At 66.4% G+C, this 15,602-nt stretch carries 13 protein-coding genes; 7 read left to right on the forward strand and 6 right to left on the reverse strand.

Translation table 11 applies throughout. The features are described 5' to 3' along the window. The coding region (ptrC, locus tag P3W75_RS06810) for a type III secretion system co-regulatory protein PtrC (protein ID WP_276226642.1) at positions 1–162 on the reverse strand (162 nt) is incomplete at its 3' end. Positions 163–366: 204 nt separating this feature from the next. On the opposite strand from ptrC, the gene P3W75_RS06815 reads away from it, so the two are divergent. Further along, entirely contained in the window at positions 367–702 is a 336-nt protein-coding gene (locus P3W75_RS06815) for a ribonuclease E inhibitor RraB (RefSeq protein ID WP_276226604.1), read from the forward strand. Between the two features lie 302 nt (positions 703–1,004). On the opposite strand, the gene P3W75_RS06820 is transcribed toward P3W75_RS06815, so the two are convergent. Then, positions 1,005–1,664, reverse strand: coding sequence for a DsbA family oxidoreductase (locus tag P3W75_RS06820; RefSeq protein WP_276226605.1), 660 nt, complete (start codon positions 1,662–1,664; stop codon positions 1,005–1,007). Between the two features lie 405 nt (positions 1,665–2,069). Then, positions 2,070–2,960, reverse strand: a complete 891-nt coding sequence (locus P3W75_RS06825; RefSeq protein ID WP_276226606.1) for a LysR family transcriptional regulator — start codon at positions 2,958–2,960, stop codon at positions 2,070–2,072. Positions 2,961–3,090: 130 nt separating this feature from the next. On the opposite strand from P3W75_RS06825, the gene P3W75_RS06830 reads away from it, so the two are divergent. The 3 genes from P3W75_RS06830 to fusA all read left to right on the forward strand — a co-directional run bounded on the left by P3W75_RS06830 (position 3,091) and on the right by fusA (position 8,230). After that, positions 3,091–4,251: a M20 metallopeptidase family protein gene (locus P3W75_RS06830; RefSeq protein ID WP_276226607.1), complete on the forward strand. Its 1,161-nt coding sequence runs from the start codon at positions 3,091–3,093 to the stop codon at positions 4,249–4,251. Between the two features lie 115 nt (positions 4,252–4,366). Continuing rightward, positions 4,367–5,857 carry an AbgT family transporter gene (locus P3W75_RS06835; RefSeq protein WP_276226608.1) on the forward strand — a complete coding sequence of 497 codons (1,491 nt, stop codon included), beginning with the start codon at positions 4,367–4,369 and terminating at the stop codon, positions 5,855–5,857. Positions 5,858–6,121: 264 nt separating this feature from the next. Further along, positions 6,122–8,230 carry an elongation factor G gene (fusA, locus tag P3W75_RS06840; protein WP_276226609.1) on the forward strand — a complete coding sequence of 703 codons (2,109 nt, stop codon included), beginning with the start codon at positions 6,122–6,124 and terminating at the stop codon, positions 8,228–8,230. 715 nt (positions 8,231–8,945) lie between these two features. On the opposite strand, the gene P3W75_RS06845 is transcribed toward fusA, so the two are convergent. Together P3W75_RS06845 and P3W75_RS06850 are read right to left on the reverse strand one after the other, a co-directional pair. After that, positions 8,946–9,734 (reverse strand): carbon-nitrogen hydrolase family protein, encoded by a 789-nt coding sequence (locus P3W75_RS06845; protein WP_276226610.1) that lies wholly within the window; start codon positions 9,732–9,734, stop codon positions 8,946–8,948. A gap of 17 nt (positions 9,735–9,751) precedes the next feature. After that, positions 9,752–11,437 (reverse strand): flavin monoamine oxidase family protein, encoded by a 1,686-nt coding sequence (locus P3W75_RS06850; protein WP_276226611.1) that lies wholly within the window; start codon positions 11,435–11,437, stop codon positions 9,752–9,754. Between the two features lie 240 nt (positions 11,438–11,677). On the opposite strand from P3W75_RS06850, the gene P3W75_RS06855 reads away from it, so the two are divergent. The 3 genes from P3W75_RS06855 to P3W75_RS06865 all read left to right on the forward strand — a co-directional run bounded on the left by P3W75_RS06855 (position 11,678) and on the right by P3W75_RS06865 (position 14,231). After that, positions 11,678–12,106, forward strand: a complete 429-nt coding sequence (locus P3W75_RS06855; protein WP_276226612.1) for an Lrp/AsnC family transcriptional regulator — start codon at positions 11,678–11,680, stop codon at positions 12,104–12,106. Between the two features lie 114 nt (positions 12,107–12,220). Then, on the forward strand, positions 12,221–12,655 hold the full coding sequence (locus P3W75_RS06860; protein WP_276226613.1) for a carboxymuconolactone decarboxylase family protein: 435 nt from the start codon (positions 12,221–12,223) through the stop codon (positions 12,653–12,655). A 241-nt stretch (positions 12,656–12,896) separates the two neighbouring features. Continuing rightward, positions 12,897–14,231, forward strand: coding sequence for a sigma-54 dependent transcriptional regulator (locus P3W75_RS06865; protein ID WP_276226614.1), 1,335 nt, complete (start codon positions 12,897–12,899; stop codon positions 14,229–14,231). 57 nt (positions 14,232–14,288) lie between these two features. Here P3W75_RS06865 and P3W75_RS06870 read toward each other — a convergent pair whose 3' ends face one another. Beyond that, positions 14,289–15,554, reverse strand: a complete 1,266-nt coding sequence (locus tag P3W75_RS06870) for a hypothetical protein (RefSeq protein ID WP_276226615.1) — start codon at positions 15,552–15,554, stop codon at positions 14,289–14,291. Positions 15,555–15,602 lie beyond the last annotated feature (48 nt).

The raw sequence follows: 15,602 nt of genomic DNA on the forward strand, positions 1-15,602 counted from the left end.
CAGCGCGCGGCGTTCGGCGGGCGGCGTGGGGGCTTCGAGCAGGATCAGCTCACCGTCTTCGCCGGCCACGGCGACCTGGGTTTCGAAATGCAGTTGCAGGTCGTCCAGGGTGATGTAGGTGATGCGGTAGCCCTGCGCGGGCTGGGTGTAGGTGTCGAGCATGGCAAGGCGCTCCGAAGGCTTCCGGGTCTGCCCGGTATGTCGGCCATCCTGCGGCGCGCCCGCGCCGGCCGGAAGTGAATCCCCTCGATGGTGAACATCAGCGCCGACGATGCCCACGATATTTCCGGCGCCATCGCCCCGGGGCAGGTATCCTTATGGGCAAGCGTTCGACCGGACGCCCCTTTTCCTGATTGGAGCAGCGACATGACCCGCGACAAGCAACTTTTCCCGGACGACGAAATCGGCGACGCCCTGTGGGCCCTGCAGGAGGACGGTGAGGACCTTTCGTTCGAGCGTGAAGTGGAGTTCGCCGTGATCTTCCCGGAAGAGCAGGCGGCGCTGGATTTCGCCATCCTGTTGCTGCAGAACGGCCAGAAAGTGGCCTATTCCGAGTACGACGGCGACCCGGCGCTGCCCTGGCAGGTGCTGGCCTACCCGGTGATGGAGCCGACCCACGAGAACATCGGCGGCTACGAAGAGCTGCTGGCCGAGCACTCCGAACCGCTGGGCGGCAAGACCGACGGTTGGTCGGCGCTCTGACGCGGATGCGATAAGAGAAAGCCGGGGCTTGTCCCCGGCTTTTTTGTGCCCGTAGGTTCGGCGCCTGGCCGTAGGAGCAGGCCACGCCTGCGATCGCGCGCATGGCGCGCTCCCACCCTGGACGAACGCAGTGTGTCAGTGGCCCGCGCGCAATGTGATCGGCGGATAACCGCGAACGGTTATCCGCCCTACGGGGGCGTTTCAGAGCGTAGGGCGGATAACGCTCCAGGCGTTATCCGCCGTTTCCCTCGCGCAATGCCATCGCTGGATAACCGCGAACGTCATGTGCCAACGGGTGGGATTCAGCGTGGCAGTGGTTCGGCCTTGGTGGCCACCTGGCGCAGGGCCTGTTCGTAGTAGTCCGCCGACTGCGCGCCGGAGATCAGCTGGCGGCCATTGATGATCACCGCCGGTACCGCGCGGATGCCGTGGCTGGTGAAGAACTCCTCTTCCTCGATCACTTCGCTGGCGTAGGCGTCGCTGTCGAGGATTTCGCGGGTGCGCACCGGGTCCAGGCCGACGCTGCTGGTGATCTCCAGCAGCACTTCGGGGTCGCTGATGTTGCTGCCCACGCCGAAGTAAGCGTGCAGCAGCGCCTGCTTCAGCGCCAGGTCGCGGCCCTGTTCGGTAGCCCAGTGCAGCAGGCGGTGGCAATCGAAGGTGTTGTAGATGCGCTCGCGCTTGCCGCCGAAGTGGAAGCCGACTTCCTCGCCGAAGTCGTGGATGCGCTTGTGGTTGGCGGCGATGTCCTCGGCATTGCTGCCGTACTTGCGCTGCAGGTGCTCGATCAGGTCCTCGCCTTCGGCGGGCATGTCGGCGTTGAGTTCGAAGGGTTTGACGTGCAGTTCGACGTCGATCTCGCCGTCGACCCGCTGGATGGCCTCGAGCAGCCCGGCCAGGCCGATGGCGCACCAGGGGCAGACCACGTCGGAGACGAAATCGAGGGTAATGGTTTCACGCATGCGGGCGGTCTCCGCCTTTGGGTTGCAAAGCCAAAGCATGGACCTGTTTGCCCGGGATGATCCAGTGCCGCGCGGTGTGAGGGGCGCATGTTTTCATAGTTAACGTGATGTTTAATTTATAACTCATTGTTTTATATCTGATTATTCTTTTCTAGAAAGTACTTCAAGAGTGGGTCGTGGCGAGGGGCCTCGATCCTCGGGTCGGGCCCCGTCGTCACTGGGTTGCGGCTTGGTCGGTGGCGCCTCGCGCGCTCGTTAAAGTTAAATCCCGATTCTAGGTAATTTTCGTATCTAGTTGATTTTTAACATTAAAAATCAAAATAACCCCATAGAGATCGAGCTTTTTCCAGAATTGACATGCGATTTATTCATTAAGATATTGAAATTAAACGTAAAAATATCTGGTCAATGCTCGATGGACTGATCGAGAAAGCCCAGGAATTCGCTGACGGTGGTCGGCAGGTGGCGCTCGCGCAGGGTGATGACCTGCAGGACGCTGGCCTGCAAGGTTTCGTCTTCCAGCGGCAGCGCGACGACCGCGCTCGCCTGCCCACCCGCCGGGTCGTCCGGCGCGCTGGAGAACAGCAGCGCCCCGGATGCCAGGGCGAACGCCTTCAGGGTAGCCATGGAGTTGCTGCTGAAGGCTGGCTCCAGGGTCAGCCCCTGGCCGGCCAGGGCGGTGTCGATCAACTGCCGCTGGGTGCGTTGGCGGTCCGGCAGGGCCAGGACTTCATCGGCCAGGTCGGCCAGGCTGACCGAGGCGCGCGCCGCCAGGGGATGCCCGCGCGGCACCAGCACCCGCATGGGCCGGCGCAGGATGCGTTCCACCTTGATCGCCGCCGGTGCGCTGTAGCTGTAGGTGATGCCGATATCGGCGCGGCCGTCGCCGACCCGCTCGCAGATATCCGCTGAGCTACCCACCCAGACTTCGAATCGGACCTCCGGGTAGGCGCGCCGGTACCGCGCGACTATCGGCGGCAGCCAGTCGATGGCGAAGCCTTCGTAGGCCGCCAGGCGTACCGTGCCGCGATGCGGCCCCTGCAACTCGCGCACCTCGGCCAGGGCCCTGTCGGTATCGAGGGCGATGCGCCGCACACGCTGCGCCAGCACTTCGCCGGCCGGGCTGAGCGCCATGCCGCGAGGGCGCCGCTCGAACAGCGCGACGCCGAGTTCGTCTTCCAGGCGGGCGATCTGCCGGCTGATTGCCGAGCCGGAAACGTGCAGTTGGCTGGAGGCTTCGCTGATCGATCCGGCGCGGGCTACCTCCAGGAAGTAACGCAGGGCGAGGTGCTGCATGGAGCTCCTGGTTTGCCTTAAAGGCAATGAAGGTTGCGAATTAATGAAATTGTGGCAGCTCAAGTGTCCGGCTAACAATCCCGCTCGGCAGGCCTGCGGAACGACAACAACAACCTTGTGGAGGTCTTCGATGCCCTTATTCACCACCGCGGCGATCGCGGAGGCGCGTGCCATCCGTCAGCAACTGCACAGCAATCCGGAGCTCAAGTACGAGGAGCACGCCACCGCAGACCTGGTCGCCGCGTTCTTGCGTGGGCATGGCTACCAGGTGCGCACCGGCGTGGCGGGCACCGGTGTCGTCGCGCTGCTCGACACCGGCCGGCCCGGACCCAGCATAGGCCTGCGCGCCGACATGGATGCCTTGCCGATCCAGGAGGACACCGGCTTGCCCTACGCCTCGCGGAGTCCGGGAAAGATGCACGCCTGCGGCCACGACGGGCATACCGCCTCGCTGCTGCTGGCCGCCGGCCGGCTCGCCGCACGGCACGCGCACCTCGGCGGGCGCATCCAGCTGCTGTTCCAGCCGGCGGAGGAAGGCGGGCTGGGCGCCGCGCGCATGATCGAGGAAGGCGCGCTGGACGGGGTCGAGACCATCTTCGGCTATCACAACCGTCCCGGTTATCCGCTTGGCCAGGTGTTCGCCAAGGCCGGCCCGAGCATGGGCGGCAGTTCGTTGTACGAGGTCGGTATCGGCGGCAAGGGTGGCCACGCCTCGCGGCCGGACCTGACGGTCGACCCGATCTTCGTCGGCGCGGCGGTGGTCCAGGCGCTGCAGGGCGTGGTCGCCCGGTGCCTGTCGCCGCTGGAGTCCGGCGTGGTGACGGTCACCCGGTTCCTGGGCGGCAACAGCCAGAACGTCATCCCCGGCCAGGCGACGCTGACCATCAACACCCGTGACGGCTCGCCGGAAGCCGCCGCGGTGGTGGACGAGGCGCTGCGCCGTATCGTCGCCCAGGTCTGCCAGGCCCATGGCGCGCGCGCCGAGCTGGTACAGACGCTGCGTATCCCGGCGCTGGTCAATGACACCGCGCAAACCGCATTCGTGGTGGAGACCGCCATCGAGGTCCTGGGGGCGGAGAAGGCGGGTTACATGCACCAGCTTCCCACGATGGGGGCGGAGGATTTCGCGTTCTACCTGGAGAAAGTTCCGGGTTGCTACTTCTTCGTCGGTAATGGCGAAGACGGCGCTTATCTTCATCATCCGCGCTACGACTATCGCGACGAAATCCTGCCCGTCGCCGCGGGTATGTTCGTGGCCCTCGCCGAGCGGCGCCTGCGTCCGCTCAGCTGAGCACGCGCGATAACCGGCCCGTGCCGCGGGCCTTCCGCGAATCCGCGACATGCCGCGACATGCCGCGTCGTCCCGCGCAAGCCGGCGCCGGCGTCGCGGCCAAGGAGAGTCCATCATGCAGCGTTTCTTCAACGCCGTCGAGCGGGCGGGCAACCGGCTTCCGCACCCGGTGGTCCTGTTCGCGTCGTTGTGTTTGGGTGTCGCCCTGTTGTCCTGGGCGCTGGCGGCCTACGGTGTCGCCGGAGTCCATCCCAAGACCGGCGAGGCGGTCAGCGTCCGGAGCCTGGTCTCCGTCGACGGCCTGGTCTTCGCGCTCACCTCGGTGGTCGACAATTTCGTCGACTTCCCGCCCCTGGGGGCGGTGCTGGTGATCCTGCTGGCCATCGGCGTCGCCGACAAGAGCGGGCTGGTCGGCGCGCTGATGCAGGTCAGCGTGATGAAGGCGCCGCGCTCGCTGACCACCTTCGTCATCTTCCTCGTCGGCATGTGCAGCCACGTGGCCGCCGATGCCGCCTTCGTCATCCTCATTCCGCTGGCGGCGATGATCTTCCAGGCCACCGGGCGCAACCCGCTGGTCGGCGCGGTGACCGGCTTCGTCGCGGTGGGGGCGGGCTACGACGCGAGCCTGCTGATCACCCCGACCGACGTGATCCTCTCCGGGATCACCACCGGCGCGGCGCAGGCGATCGACCCGGCGGCCTATGTCTCGCCCATCGACAACTACTATTTCGTCGCCTGTTCCGCCGTGCTGCTGTCGGTGGTCGGTGCCTTCATCATCGAACGCTTCGTCGAGCCGCTGGCCGGGCCCTATCGCGGCGACGTGGTGGTCGACATCACGCCTCTCGACGCGGCGGAGCTCCGCGGGCTGCGGCGAGTGGGCTGGACGGCGCTGGCCCTGGTCGCCACGCTTCTCGCGGCGGTGCTGCCGGCCGGCGCGCCGCTGCGCAACGCCGACGGTGGCCTGGTGCCTTCGCCGTTGCTGGCCAGCGCGGTGGCCATCTTCGCGCTCTTCTTCCTGATCCTGGGCTGGGTCTACGGCCGCAGCGCGGGGAAGATCGGCGGCGCTCGCGACGCCATCCATTTCATGGCCGAGGCGGTCAAGGAACTGGCGCCGACCCTGGTGCTGTTCTTCGCCATCGCGCAGTTCCTCGCCTGGTTCAAATGGACTCACCTGGGCGAATGGATCGCCGTCGGCGGTTCGCACCTGCTCGACAGCAGCGGCTTCGGCGGCGTGCCGCTGGTGCTGGCGTTCCTCGGCCTGGTGACGGTGATGAACCTGTTCATCACCTCGGGCTCGGCACAGTGGTCGCTGATGGCTCCGATCTTCGTACCGATGCTGATGCTGGTGGGTTTCGAGCCGGCCTTCGTGCAGGCCGCGTACCGCATCGCCGACTCCTCGACCAACATAGTGACGCCGATGAGCCCCTACTTCAGCCTGTGCCTGGCGTTCCTGCAGCGCTACCAGGCGGACGCCGGCATCGGCACCCTGGCGTCGATGACGCTGCCGGTGGCCCTGGGCTTCCTGGTGTCCTGGGCGCTGTTCCTGCTGCTCTGGATGGAGCTGGAACTGCCGATTGCGCCGGGCCTCGGCCCCTACCTCGACTGAGCCGGGCGGCGGGCTCGACGCGAGTCCGGATCGGGAGGCTCAGCCCGTTGGCCTAGTCCAGGCCATCGAGGCCGGGCGCGTCCCAGCCGCCCCCGAGGTTGTGCTGGAAATGCCACCGCGTGTGCGGACGGTACTGGAATTGCCACGCAGACGCGCTACCTTGAGCCTGTCCCGAAGGCATTTATTCGCGGGTTTGCCTTCTTCGGCGGACGCGCCGCCGTCCGCGGTCGAAACCTCAGCCATCCAGCAGATACGGAGTAGATCATGGCTCGCAGCACGCCCATCGAGCTCTATCGCAACATCGGCATCGTCGCGCACGTGGATGCCGGCAAGACCACGACCACCGAGCGCATCCTTTTCTACACCGGCGTCAATCACAAGATGGGCGAGGTGCACGACGGCGCGGCGACCATGGACTGGATGGTGCAGGAGCAGGAGCGTGGCATCACCATCACCTCGGCCGCCACCACCGCCTTCTGGCAGGGCTCGACCAAGCAGTACGAGAAGAAATTCCGCTTCAACATCATCGACACTCCCGGCCACGTCGACTTCACCATCGAGGTGGAGCGCTCGCTGCGCGTGCTCGACGGCGCGGTGGTGGTGTTCAGCGGCGCCGACGGCGTCGAGCCGCAGTCCGAGACGGTCTGGCGCCAGGCCAACAAGTACCACGTGCCGCGCCTGGCCTACGTGAACAAGATGGACCGCCAGGGCGCCGACTTCCTCCGCGTGGTCGAGCAGATCAAGCGCCGCCTGGGCCACAACCCGGTGCCGATCCAGCTGGCCATCGGCTCCGAGGAGAACTTCAACGGGCAGGTCGACCTGGTGAAGATGAAGGCCATCTACTGGAACGACGACGACCAGGGCACCAGCTACCGCGAGGAAGAGATTCCCGCCGAGCTCAGGGAGCTGGCCGCCGAGTGGCGCTCGCACATGGTCGAGGCCGCCGCCGAGGCCAACGACGAGCTGATGAACAAGTACCTCGAGGGCGAGGCGCTGAGCGTCGAGGAGATCAAGGCCGGCCTGCGCCAGCGCACCCTGGCCAACGAGATCGTGCCGACGGTGCTCGGCTCCTCGTTCAAGAACAAGGGCGTGCCGCTGGTGCTCGACGCGGTGATCGACTACCTGCCGGCGCCGTCGGAAATCCCGGCGATCAAGGGCACCCACCCGGACGACGAGGAGCGCCACGACGAACGCCACGCCGACGACAGCGAGCCGTTCTCCGCGCTGGCCTTCAAGATCGCCACCGACCCCTTCGTCGGCACCCTGACCTTCGCCCGCGTCTATTCGGGTGTGCTGAGCAGCGGCGACGCCGTGCTCAACTCGGTGAAGGGCAAGAAGGAGCGCGTCGGGCGGATGGTGCAGATGCACGCCAACCAGCGCGAGGAGATCAAGGAAGTGCGCGCCGGCGACATCGCCGCGCTGATCGGCATGAAGGATGTCACCACCGGCGACACCCTGTGCGCTATCGACAAGCCGATCATCCTCGAACGCATGGACTTCCCCGACCCGGTGATCTCGGTGGCGGTGGAACCCAAGACCAAGGCCGACCAGGAGAAGATGGGCATCGCCCTGAGCAAGCTGGCCCAGGAAGACCCCTCGTTCCGCGTCAAGACCGACGAGGAGACCGGCCAGACCATCATCTCCGGCATGGGCGAGTTGCACCTGGACATCATCGTCGACCGCATGCGCCGCGAGTTCAACGTCGAGGCCAACATCGGCAAGCCGCAGGTCGCCTACCGCGAGGCGATCCGCAAGAAATGCGAGATCGAGGGCAAGTTCGTCCGCCAGTCCGGCGGCCGCGGCCAGTTCGGCCATTGCTGGATCCGCTTCGAACCGGGCGACGAGGGCAAGGACGGCCTGGAGTTCGTCAACGAGGTGGTCGGCGGGGTGATTCCCCGCGAGTTCATCCCGGCGATCCAGAAGGGCATCGAGGAGCAGATGCAGAACGGTGTGCTTGCCGGCTACCCGCTGATCGGCCTCAAGGCCTCGGTGTTCGACGGCTCGTACCACGATGTCGACTCCAGCGAGATGGCCTTCAAGATCGCCGCCTCCATGGCCACCAAGCAGCTCTCGCAGAAGGGCGGCGCGGTGCTGCTGGAGCCGGTGATGAAGGTCGAGGTGGTGACCCCCGAGGACTACATGGGCGACGTGATGGGCGACCTGAACCGCCGCCGCGGCCTGATCCAGGGCATGGAAGACACCCCGGCGGGCAAGGTGATCCGCGCCGAGGTGCCGCTGGGCGAGATGTTCGGCTACGCCACCGACGTGCGCTCGATGTCCCAGGGCCGCGCCAGCTACTCCATGGAGTTCACCAAGTACGCCGAGGCGCCGGCGAACATCGCCGAGGCGATCATCAAGAAGAGCAACGGCTGATTCCGCTGCACATGAAAACGGCGCCCGAGGGCGCCGTTTTTCATTCGCCGTGCGTTGTTCGCGCCTCAGGAGCGGTACAGCAGTGACGTAGGGCGAATAACCGTTCGCGGTTATCCGCCGTCGGCCCAGACGCCGGAGCCGACGATAACGGCGGATAACGCCGTAGGCGTTATGCGCCCTACGGGTTTCCAGTGAAACTTCCGAGCGCACCGGAGCGCCCCGTTCAGGAGGCCGAGCGAAGCCCCCGCTCAGGAGGTCGGGCGACATGGATGTCGCGCGAGCCCCGATCTGTACAGGGACGTACTGTCGGGGCGTGCCGCCGTGGCGGGGGAATTCGTGAGGGTAGCCCGGCTTGCCGGGCCCGGATGCCGGGGCAAGACCTTTGCCTACTTTGGGTCGTTTGCCAAAGTAGGTCGCCCGAGGGGGCGAAACGAGGCGGTGGGGCAGGCTCGGAGCGGCGCGGAACATCGCAGCCAAGGCAAGAGCCCCTCTCCCCAGCCCTCTCCCGCAAGCGTGAGAGGGGGCCGTTCGGCGTTGCCGGAAAGTTCGGCGTCATCCTGAACCCACATCCGTCATTCCCGCGAACGCGGGAACCCAGCGTGGTAGGGCGCATAACCGTTCGCGGTTATCCGCCGTTGGCCCAAACACCGGAGCCGACGGTAACGGCGGATAGCGCCGCAGGCGTTATCCGCCCTACGGGTTTATCCGCTGCAGCTCAGGAGCGGTACAGCAGCGGCCGGCGCAGGCGCAGGTAGCTGTAGCCTTCGCGCACCATGGCGATGCGCTCCGGCTCCAGGTCGGCGATCAGCAACTCGTCGGGCTGCTTGGCCCGGGCGATCACCTGGCCGTCCGGGGCGACCACGCAGCTCAGGCCGCAGTATTCCAGCTCGCCTTCGTGGCCCTGGAAGTTGGCGTAGGCGAGGAACACCTGGTTCTCGTAGGCGCGGGTGGGTACCAGCACCTGGCAGACGAATTCGTAGGGGTGCATGTTCGCCGTCGGCACCAGCACCAGGTCGGCGCCGGCCAGCGCCAGGGTGCGCACCGCCTCAGGGAACTCGACGTCGAAGCAGATCAGCAGGCCGATCTTCCAGCCGTCCAGCTCGACGATCGCCGGCGGCTCGTCGGAGGCGCTGAACTGGTTGCGGTCGAGGTCGCCGTAGAGGTGGGTCTTGCGGTAGTTGGCGCGGCGCTCGCCGCGCCGGTCGATCAGCTGCACGCTGTTGAACGGCGCGCCGGCCGGGTTGCGCTCCGGGTAGCCATAGAGCACGCCCAGGTCGAACTCGCGGGCGATCCCGGCCACCGTCTCGGCGATGGCGCCGTCGGCGGCTTCGGCCAGGGCGGCGACGCGCTCGGCGCCGATGTTGTAGCCGCTGGCGAACATTTCCGGGCAGACCAGCAGGTCGGCGCTCTGGGCGGCCGCGCGTTGCGCGGCCTCGCGCAGCCGGCGCAGGTTGCCGGCGAGGTCGTCGGGCCCGGGTGGGCACTGGTAGAGGGCGATGCGCATGGCGCTGGCTCCTGGGTTCAGTCGGGCAGGGCGATCGGCCCCAGTTCGGCGTAGCGGTCACCGGGGCCGGGGTTGTCCGGGTGGGTGGCGCCGCCGAAGTGGCGCAGGATACCCCACACCGCGTTGAGCGAGGTCTGCACCGCGCCTTCCACCCAGGCCGGGGTCCAGGATACATCGTCGCCGGCGATGAAGATGCCGCGCTGCTCGGCGGGCATGTCGTCCTGCATGAAGTGCGAGTACATGCGGTGGTTGTAGCGGTAGTGACCGGGCAGGGCGCCCTTGAAGGCGCCGAGGAAGTGCGGGTCGGCCTCCCAGGACACGGTGATCGGGTTGCCGATCACGTGGCCGGCGATGTCCAGCTTCGGGTAGACCTTCTTCAGCGCGTCCAGGGCCAGTTGCACGCGTTTCTCCACCGGGTGCGGGAGCATCTTCATGGCGTCGCTCATCCACGAGTAGGACAGGCAGATCACCCCCGGCTTGTCGTCGCCGTTGTCGAACAGGTAGGTGCCGCGGGTCAGGCGGTCGGTGAGGGTCATGCTCATCACGTCGCGGCCGGTCTGCGGGTCCTTGTCCTTCCAGAACGGCCGGTCGACCATGACGAAGGTCTTCGACGACTGCATGTAGCGGGTGCGGTCCAGGGCCATCCACATCTTCTGCGAGAACAGCGCTTCCTCGCACTCGATCTGGGTGGTCAGCAGCCAGCTCTGGCAGGTGGTGAGCACCGCCGCGTACTCGCGGGTGTCGCCCCAGTAGTCGGTGACCGCCAGGTTGCCGCTGGCGGCGCGGGCGATCTTCTTCACCCCCGGGCGCGGCGCGCCGTTGTGCAGCTTCGCCAGGGTGGTGCCGGCCGGCCAGTGGGCGAGGGTGTCCGGCGCGTGGTTCCAGATGCCGCGCGGCACCTGCTCGACGCCGCCGACGACGAGGTGCTGGTGGTCGTCGCAGTTGGTCATCACCACGCGGAAGATTTCCAGCATCGAGTTGGGGAAGTCGGAGTCCCAGCCGCCGGTGCCGAAACCGACCTGGCCGAACACCTCGCGGTGGCGGTAGGACAGGCGCGAGAAGGCCTTGGAGGTGGCGACGAAGTCATAGAAGGTGCGGTCGTCCCACAGCGGCACCAGCTCGTCCCACAGGGCCTTGAGCTTGACGGTGTCGCGCGCGCGGATGGCGTCCTGGATTTCCGAGAAGCGCGCGCCGTCCTCCAGGGCCTCGGCCCAGGCCTGGGCGACCTCGCGGAAGATGTCCGGCAGGTCGTCGATCTTCTCCGCATAGTGGCTGGTGCCTTCCAGGTCCACCACCGTGCTGCCGGAGGCGGCGGTCAGCGGGTTGGGGAAGGGGCTGGTCTCCAGGCCGAGCTTGTCGACGTAGTGATAGAAGGCCGTGCTGGACACCGGGAAACGCATGCCGCCGAGTTCGGCGATCACCCCGTCGGCGCCCTCGAAGGGTTCCGAGCGCAGCCGCCCGCCCATTTTCGCGGCCTCGTAGACCACCGGCTTGAGGCCCAGCTTCATCAATTCATAGGCCGCCACCAGGCCAGCGATGCCGGCGCCGACGATGGCGACCTCCTGGCCATGGTTGTGCGCCGGGATGCTGCCCAGGCCGGCCGGGTGCTCCAGCCAGTCGTCGAAGGCGAAGGGGAAGTCCGGGCCGAAGATGGTCACCGGCTGCTTGCCGGGGGTGTGGGGATGGCGATTCTTCTTGTGCATGGGTCTCTCCCAACGGGTAGGCGCGTGGCCACTGTCTTCAGCATCGTCCAGGCGAGGCATTCCTGCCTTGCCGCACGCAACGCGACGGCGCCCGCCCGATGGGCGGAGGGCCGGCGCGGGGGCGCGCTGAAGCGGGCCGGTGTCGGCGGACATGGTTGCAGAGGGAGTCGTTGAAATGAATCCGTGAATCTGCAAAATGACGAAGAGATTTCTATTAATTCAACCAGTGGAATTGGCAATATGACGAAAAGCGCCGACGCGGCCCTGCTCAACCTGCTGCGCGCCAACGCCCGCGAGTCGGTCTCGGAGCTGGCGCGCAAGCTCGGGGTGTCGCGTTCCACCGTGCAGAGCCGCATCGAGCGCCTGGAGCAACAGGGGGTGATCAGCGGCTATTCGATCAAGGTGGCCGACAGCTACGCGCAGTCGCTGGTGCGCGCCCACGTGCTGGTGACCGCGCTGCCGAAGCTGTCGCACCCGGTGGTGCAGGCGCTGGAGAAGATCCCCGAGGTGAAGACGCTGCATTCGGTGAGCGGCCAGTTCGACATGATCGCCATCGTCGAAGCCTTGTCGATCCGCGACCTGGACGCGCTGCTCGATCGCATCGGCGCGCTGGACGGGGTGGAGCGCACCATGTCCTCGATCATCCTCTCCACCCGCATCGACCGTTGAGCCAATGGCCCCATTGGACTGCGCGGAATACCCGGCATTGGCTATTCGACGCCGGCCGCGGCGGGACTAAGGTATCGCCATTCCCGCAACCCGCGGGCCCCACTGGAGAGAACCATGAGCGCACGTATCGATTGGGCCAAGCAGTCCCCCGACGCCTACAAGGCAATGCTCGGGCTGGAACAGGCCCTGGCCAGGTCCGGCCTGGAGCATTCCCTGCTCGAGCTGATTCGCCTGCGTGCCTCGCAGATCAACGGTTGCGCCTACTGCGTGAACATGCACGCGAACGACGCGCGCAAGGCCGGCGAGACCGAGGCGCGCCTGCAGACCCTGAGTGTCTGGCGCGAGACCGAATTCTTCAGCGCCCGTGAGCGCGCCGCCCTGGCCTGGGTGGAAAGCCTGACCCTGCTGGCCGAGAAGCACGCGCCGCAGGAGCAGTTCGAGGCACTGCGCGAGCACTTCGGCGACGCCGAGATCGTCAGCCTGACCCTGGCCATCGCCACCATCAACGCCTGGAACCGCTTCGGCGTGGGCATGGCCATGGTGCCCTGAGCCGACGAGCAGCAGACACGCCGAAGGCGCCCGCGCGGGGGCGCCTTCGGCGTTTATAGGCCTGCCGCCGCGCCGCGAGCCGTACCGCGATGGAGAGGGGGCATGTATTGAGATCGTTTCGGTATTGACGTTATAGAAAAACGGTCGATGGACGCGTCAAGAGATTGCTAGCTTTACAAATCAGAGCGCCAAGCTTCTGTTTTTTAAAGTTTTTCAAAAAAATGGCGCCAAGGAAGGGAGCATGCTCGAAGCAGCGTCCAAACGACGTCGATTGCTGGTGGTCGATCCCTGCGACGATTGCCGGCGATTACTGCCCGGACTCCGGGCGGCAGGGTGGGAGGTGGACAGTTGCGAGCTCGACGCGGCGAGCGATCGCAGCTGCGACGTCGGCCTGCTGCGCCTGCATCCGGAGCACCTGGAACGTCCCGAATCGGTGAAGGACCTCATCAGCCGCAGCGGCACCGAGTGGATCGCGGTGCTCAGCCCGGACGCCCTGCCTATCCAGGAAGTGGGTGACTTCGTCTGCGAATGGTTCTTCGATTTCCATACCTTGCCGTTCGACGTGGCGCGGGTGCAGGTCACCCTCGGTCGCGCCTTCGGCATGGCGCGCCTGCGCGGGCGCGGCAGCAACCACAGCGTCGAGCACCAGCACGAGTTGCTCGGCGAGAGCCGTTCGATGCAGGAACTGCGCCGACTGTTGGCGAAGTTCGCGCCCACCGAATCGCCGGTGCTGATCCGGGGCGAGAGCGGTACCGGCAAGGAACTGGTGGCGCGGACGCTGCACCGCCAGTCGCGGCGCGCCAACCGGCCGTTCATCGCGATCAACTGCGGAGCGATTCCCGAGCACCTGATCCAGTCCGAGCTGTTCGGCCACGAGAAGGGCGCCTTCACCGGGGCGCACCAGCGCAAGATCGGCCGTTTCGAGCAGGCCAACGGTGGCACCCTGTTCCTCGACGAGATCGGCGACCTGCCGCTGGAGCTGCAGGCCAACCTGCTGCGCGTACTGCAGGAGAAACAGATCGAGCGGGTTGGCGGCAGCCAGTCGATCGCGGTGGACGTGCGGGTGCTGGCGGCCACCCACCTCGACCTGGAGGCGGCCATCCGCACCGGCAGCTTCCGCGAGGACCTGTACTACCGGTTGAACGTGCTGCAGGTCTCGACCCTGCCGCTGCGCGAGCGCAACGGCGACCTGGCGCTGCTGGCGAGCCACTTCGCCCACCTGTACAGCGTCGAGACCGGGCGCCGGCCGCGGCGTTTCTCCGACGACGCCCTGGCGGCGATGACCGAACACGCCTGGCCGGGCAACGTGCGCGAGCTGGCCAACCGCGTGCGCCGTGGCCTGGTGCTGGCCGAGGGGCGGCAGATCGAGGCTCGCGACCTGGGCCTGGAACGCCAGCGCGGCCGCACCGACCGCGTGCCGCTGGTGACCCTGGAGGAGTACAAGCTCGGCGCCGAGCGCCAGGCGATGTGCGACGTCCTCGAACGCCACGGTGACAACCTGAGCCTGGCGGCGCGGGTGCTGGGCATCTCGCGGCCGACCTTCTACCGCCTGCTGCACAAGCACCAGCTGCGCTGAGCGCGAAGCGCGCAAACGCAAACGGCCCCGAGTGGGGCCGTTTTCGTGAGCGTGCTGTCAGAAGTAGTAGGGGAATTTCACGCTGAAGCTGAAGTCCGGGGCGTCCGGGGTGATGCCGATGGATAGGTTGGGCACGATGGTCAGGTTCTGGCTCCAGGCGTAGGTCAGGCCCCAGTTGAACTGGCCGGCGTTGATGTCGCTGCCGGGCACCGAGGTCCAGTCGCCGCCTTCCTGCTTGATCTCGCTCTTGCGCGCGACCAGGTCGGAAACCGAGAACGACATGCTCATTTTTTCGTTCAGGGCGAAGGCCACGCCCGCGCCAACCTGGAACCAGTCGCCGAGGTCGACCTTGCCCTTGGTCTTGACCGTGGCCGACGGGTTGATGTCGCTGAACGACTCTTCCATGTTGTAGGTGTACGACAGGCTGGCGAAGAGCACCGCCGGGTCCACCGTCTTGACCAGCGAGATGCCCGGGGTGATGGACCAGACACCGTTGCCGGTGGGCAGGTCCTTGGGCACGGTGAGGTTGTCGTTGCCGGGCGCTTGCACCAGGTCGATGCCGTAGGGGTCCTTGCCGGTGGGGGCCTTCACCCGCAGGCTGAACACCGCGTCCGGCCGGGTCTCGGTTTCGTCGAGGAACTTGTAGGCGACACCGACGTTGACGTCGCCCAGGGTCGGGTCGCGGGTCACGGTTTCTTCGCTGGACACCGCCGTGGAGTTGCCGGCGCCGGCGGACTGGTAGGTCGACTCGCGGTAGATGACTGGGGCGTTGATATCGAACTGCCAGCGGTTGTTCCAGTTGTAGCGGGCGGTCAGGTCGAGCTGCCAGTTGTCGGCCTTGATGTTGTCGACGTTGATGTTGCCGAGAAAGATCGAGTCCAGCGCCAGGAAGCCGTTGAGAACCAGTTGCTTGGTGTCGTAGCGGGTATAGGTCAGGCCGGTCTCGAAGCTGAACGCGCCGTTGCCGAAGAAGCCGCTGGCCTCGTCGTAGAGGTTTTCCACGCTTTTCGGCGGGTTGGCGTCGTCCTTCAGCGATTCGCCATAGGAACTGCCGGCGGCGCTGCTGGTGCCGGGCGGCGTCGGCTTGTTGGTCGCCACGGCCAGGCGTTTGGGCTGCTGCGGCGCGGCGGGCTGTTCTTCCACCTGGCGCACGCGTTGTTCCAGCACCATCAGCGCCTTCTGCTGGGTTTCGTAGCGTTGTTTGAGTTGGAGAAGTTCCTGTTTCAGGGCCTCCACCTCGGCTTCGGTAGCGGCGTGCACCAAAGTCGAGGGGAGTAACGCGGATACACAGATTGCGGCACGAAGCGAGAGCGATCGGTGCATGGCGAGGGTTCCATTTTTATAGTGAATGGACGGCTGAAAGCAGCGTAG

Origin of the sequence: Pseudomonas citronellolis, from assembly GCF_029335315.1 — a bacterium.
GTDB classification, from domain to species: Bacteria; Pseudomonadota; Gammaproteobacteria; order Pseudomonadales; family Pseudomonadaceae; genus Pseudomonas; species Pseudomonas citronellolis_A.

Coding starts and splice junctions, on each gene's coding strand:
- P3W75_RS06815 (WP_276226604.1), top strand. CDS start 367: ATGACCCGCGACAAGCAACTTTTCCCGGACGACGAAATCGGCGACGCC.
- P3W75_RS06820 (WP_276226605.1), bottom strand. CDS start 1,664: ATGCGTGAAACCATTACCCTCGATTTCGTCTCCGACGTGGTCTGCCCC.
- P3W75_RS06825 (WP_276226606.1), bottom strand. CDS start 2,960: ATGCAGCACCTCGCCCTGCGTTACTTCCTGGAGGTAGCCCGCGCCGGA.
- P3W75_RS06830 (WP_276226607.1), top strand. CDS start 3,091: ATGCCCTTATTCACCACCGCGGCGATCGCGGAGGCGCGTGCCATCCGT.
- P3W75_RS06835 (WP_276226608.1), top strand. CDS start 4,367: ATGCAGCGTTTCTTCAACGCCGTCGAGCGGGCGGGCAACCGGCTTCCG.
- fusA (WP_276226609.1), top strand. CDS start 6,122: ATGGCTCGCAGCACGCCCATCGAGCTCTATCGCAACATCGGCATCGTC.
- P3W75_RS06845 (WP_276226610.1), bottom strand. CDS start 9,734: ATGCGCATCGCCCTCTACCAGTGCCCACCCGGGCCCGACGACCTCGCC.
- P3W75_RS06850 (WP_276226611.1), bottom strand. CDS start 11,437: ATGCACAAGAAGAATCGCCATCCCCACACCCCCGGCAAGCAGCCGGTG.
- P3W75_RS06855 (WP_276226612.1), top strand. CDS start 11,678: ATGACGAAAAGCGCCGACGCGGCCCTGCTCAACCTGCTGCGCGCCAAC.
- P3W75_RS06860 (WP_276226613.1), top strand. CDS start 12,221: ATGAGCGCACGTATCGATTGGGCCAAGCAGTCCCCCGACGCCTACAAG.
- P3W75_RS06865 (WP_276226614.1), top strand. CDS start 12,897: ATGCTCGAAGCAGCGTCCAAACGACGTCGATTGCTGGTGGTCGATCCC.
- P3W75_RS06870 (WP_276226615.1), bottom strand. CDS start 15,554: ATGCACCGATCGCTCTCGCTTCGTGCCGCAATCTGTGTATCCGCGTTA.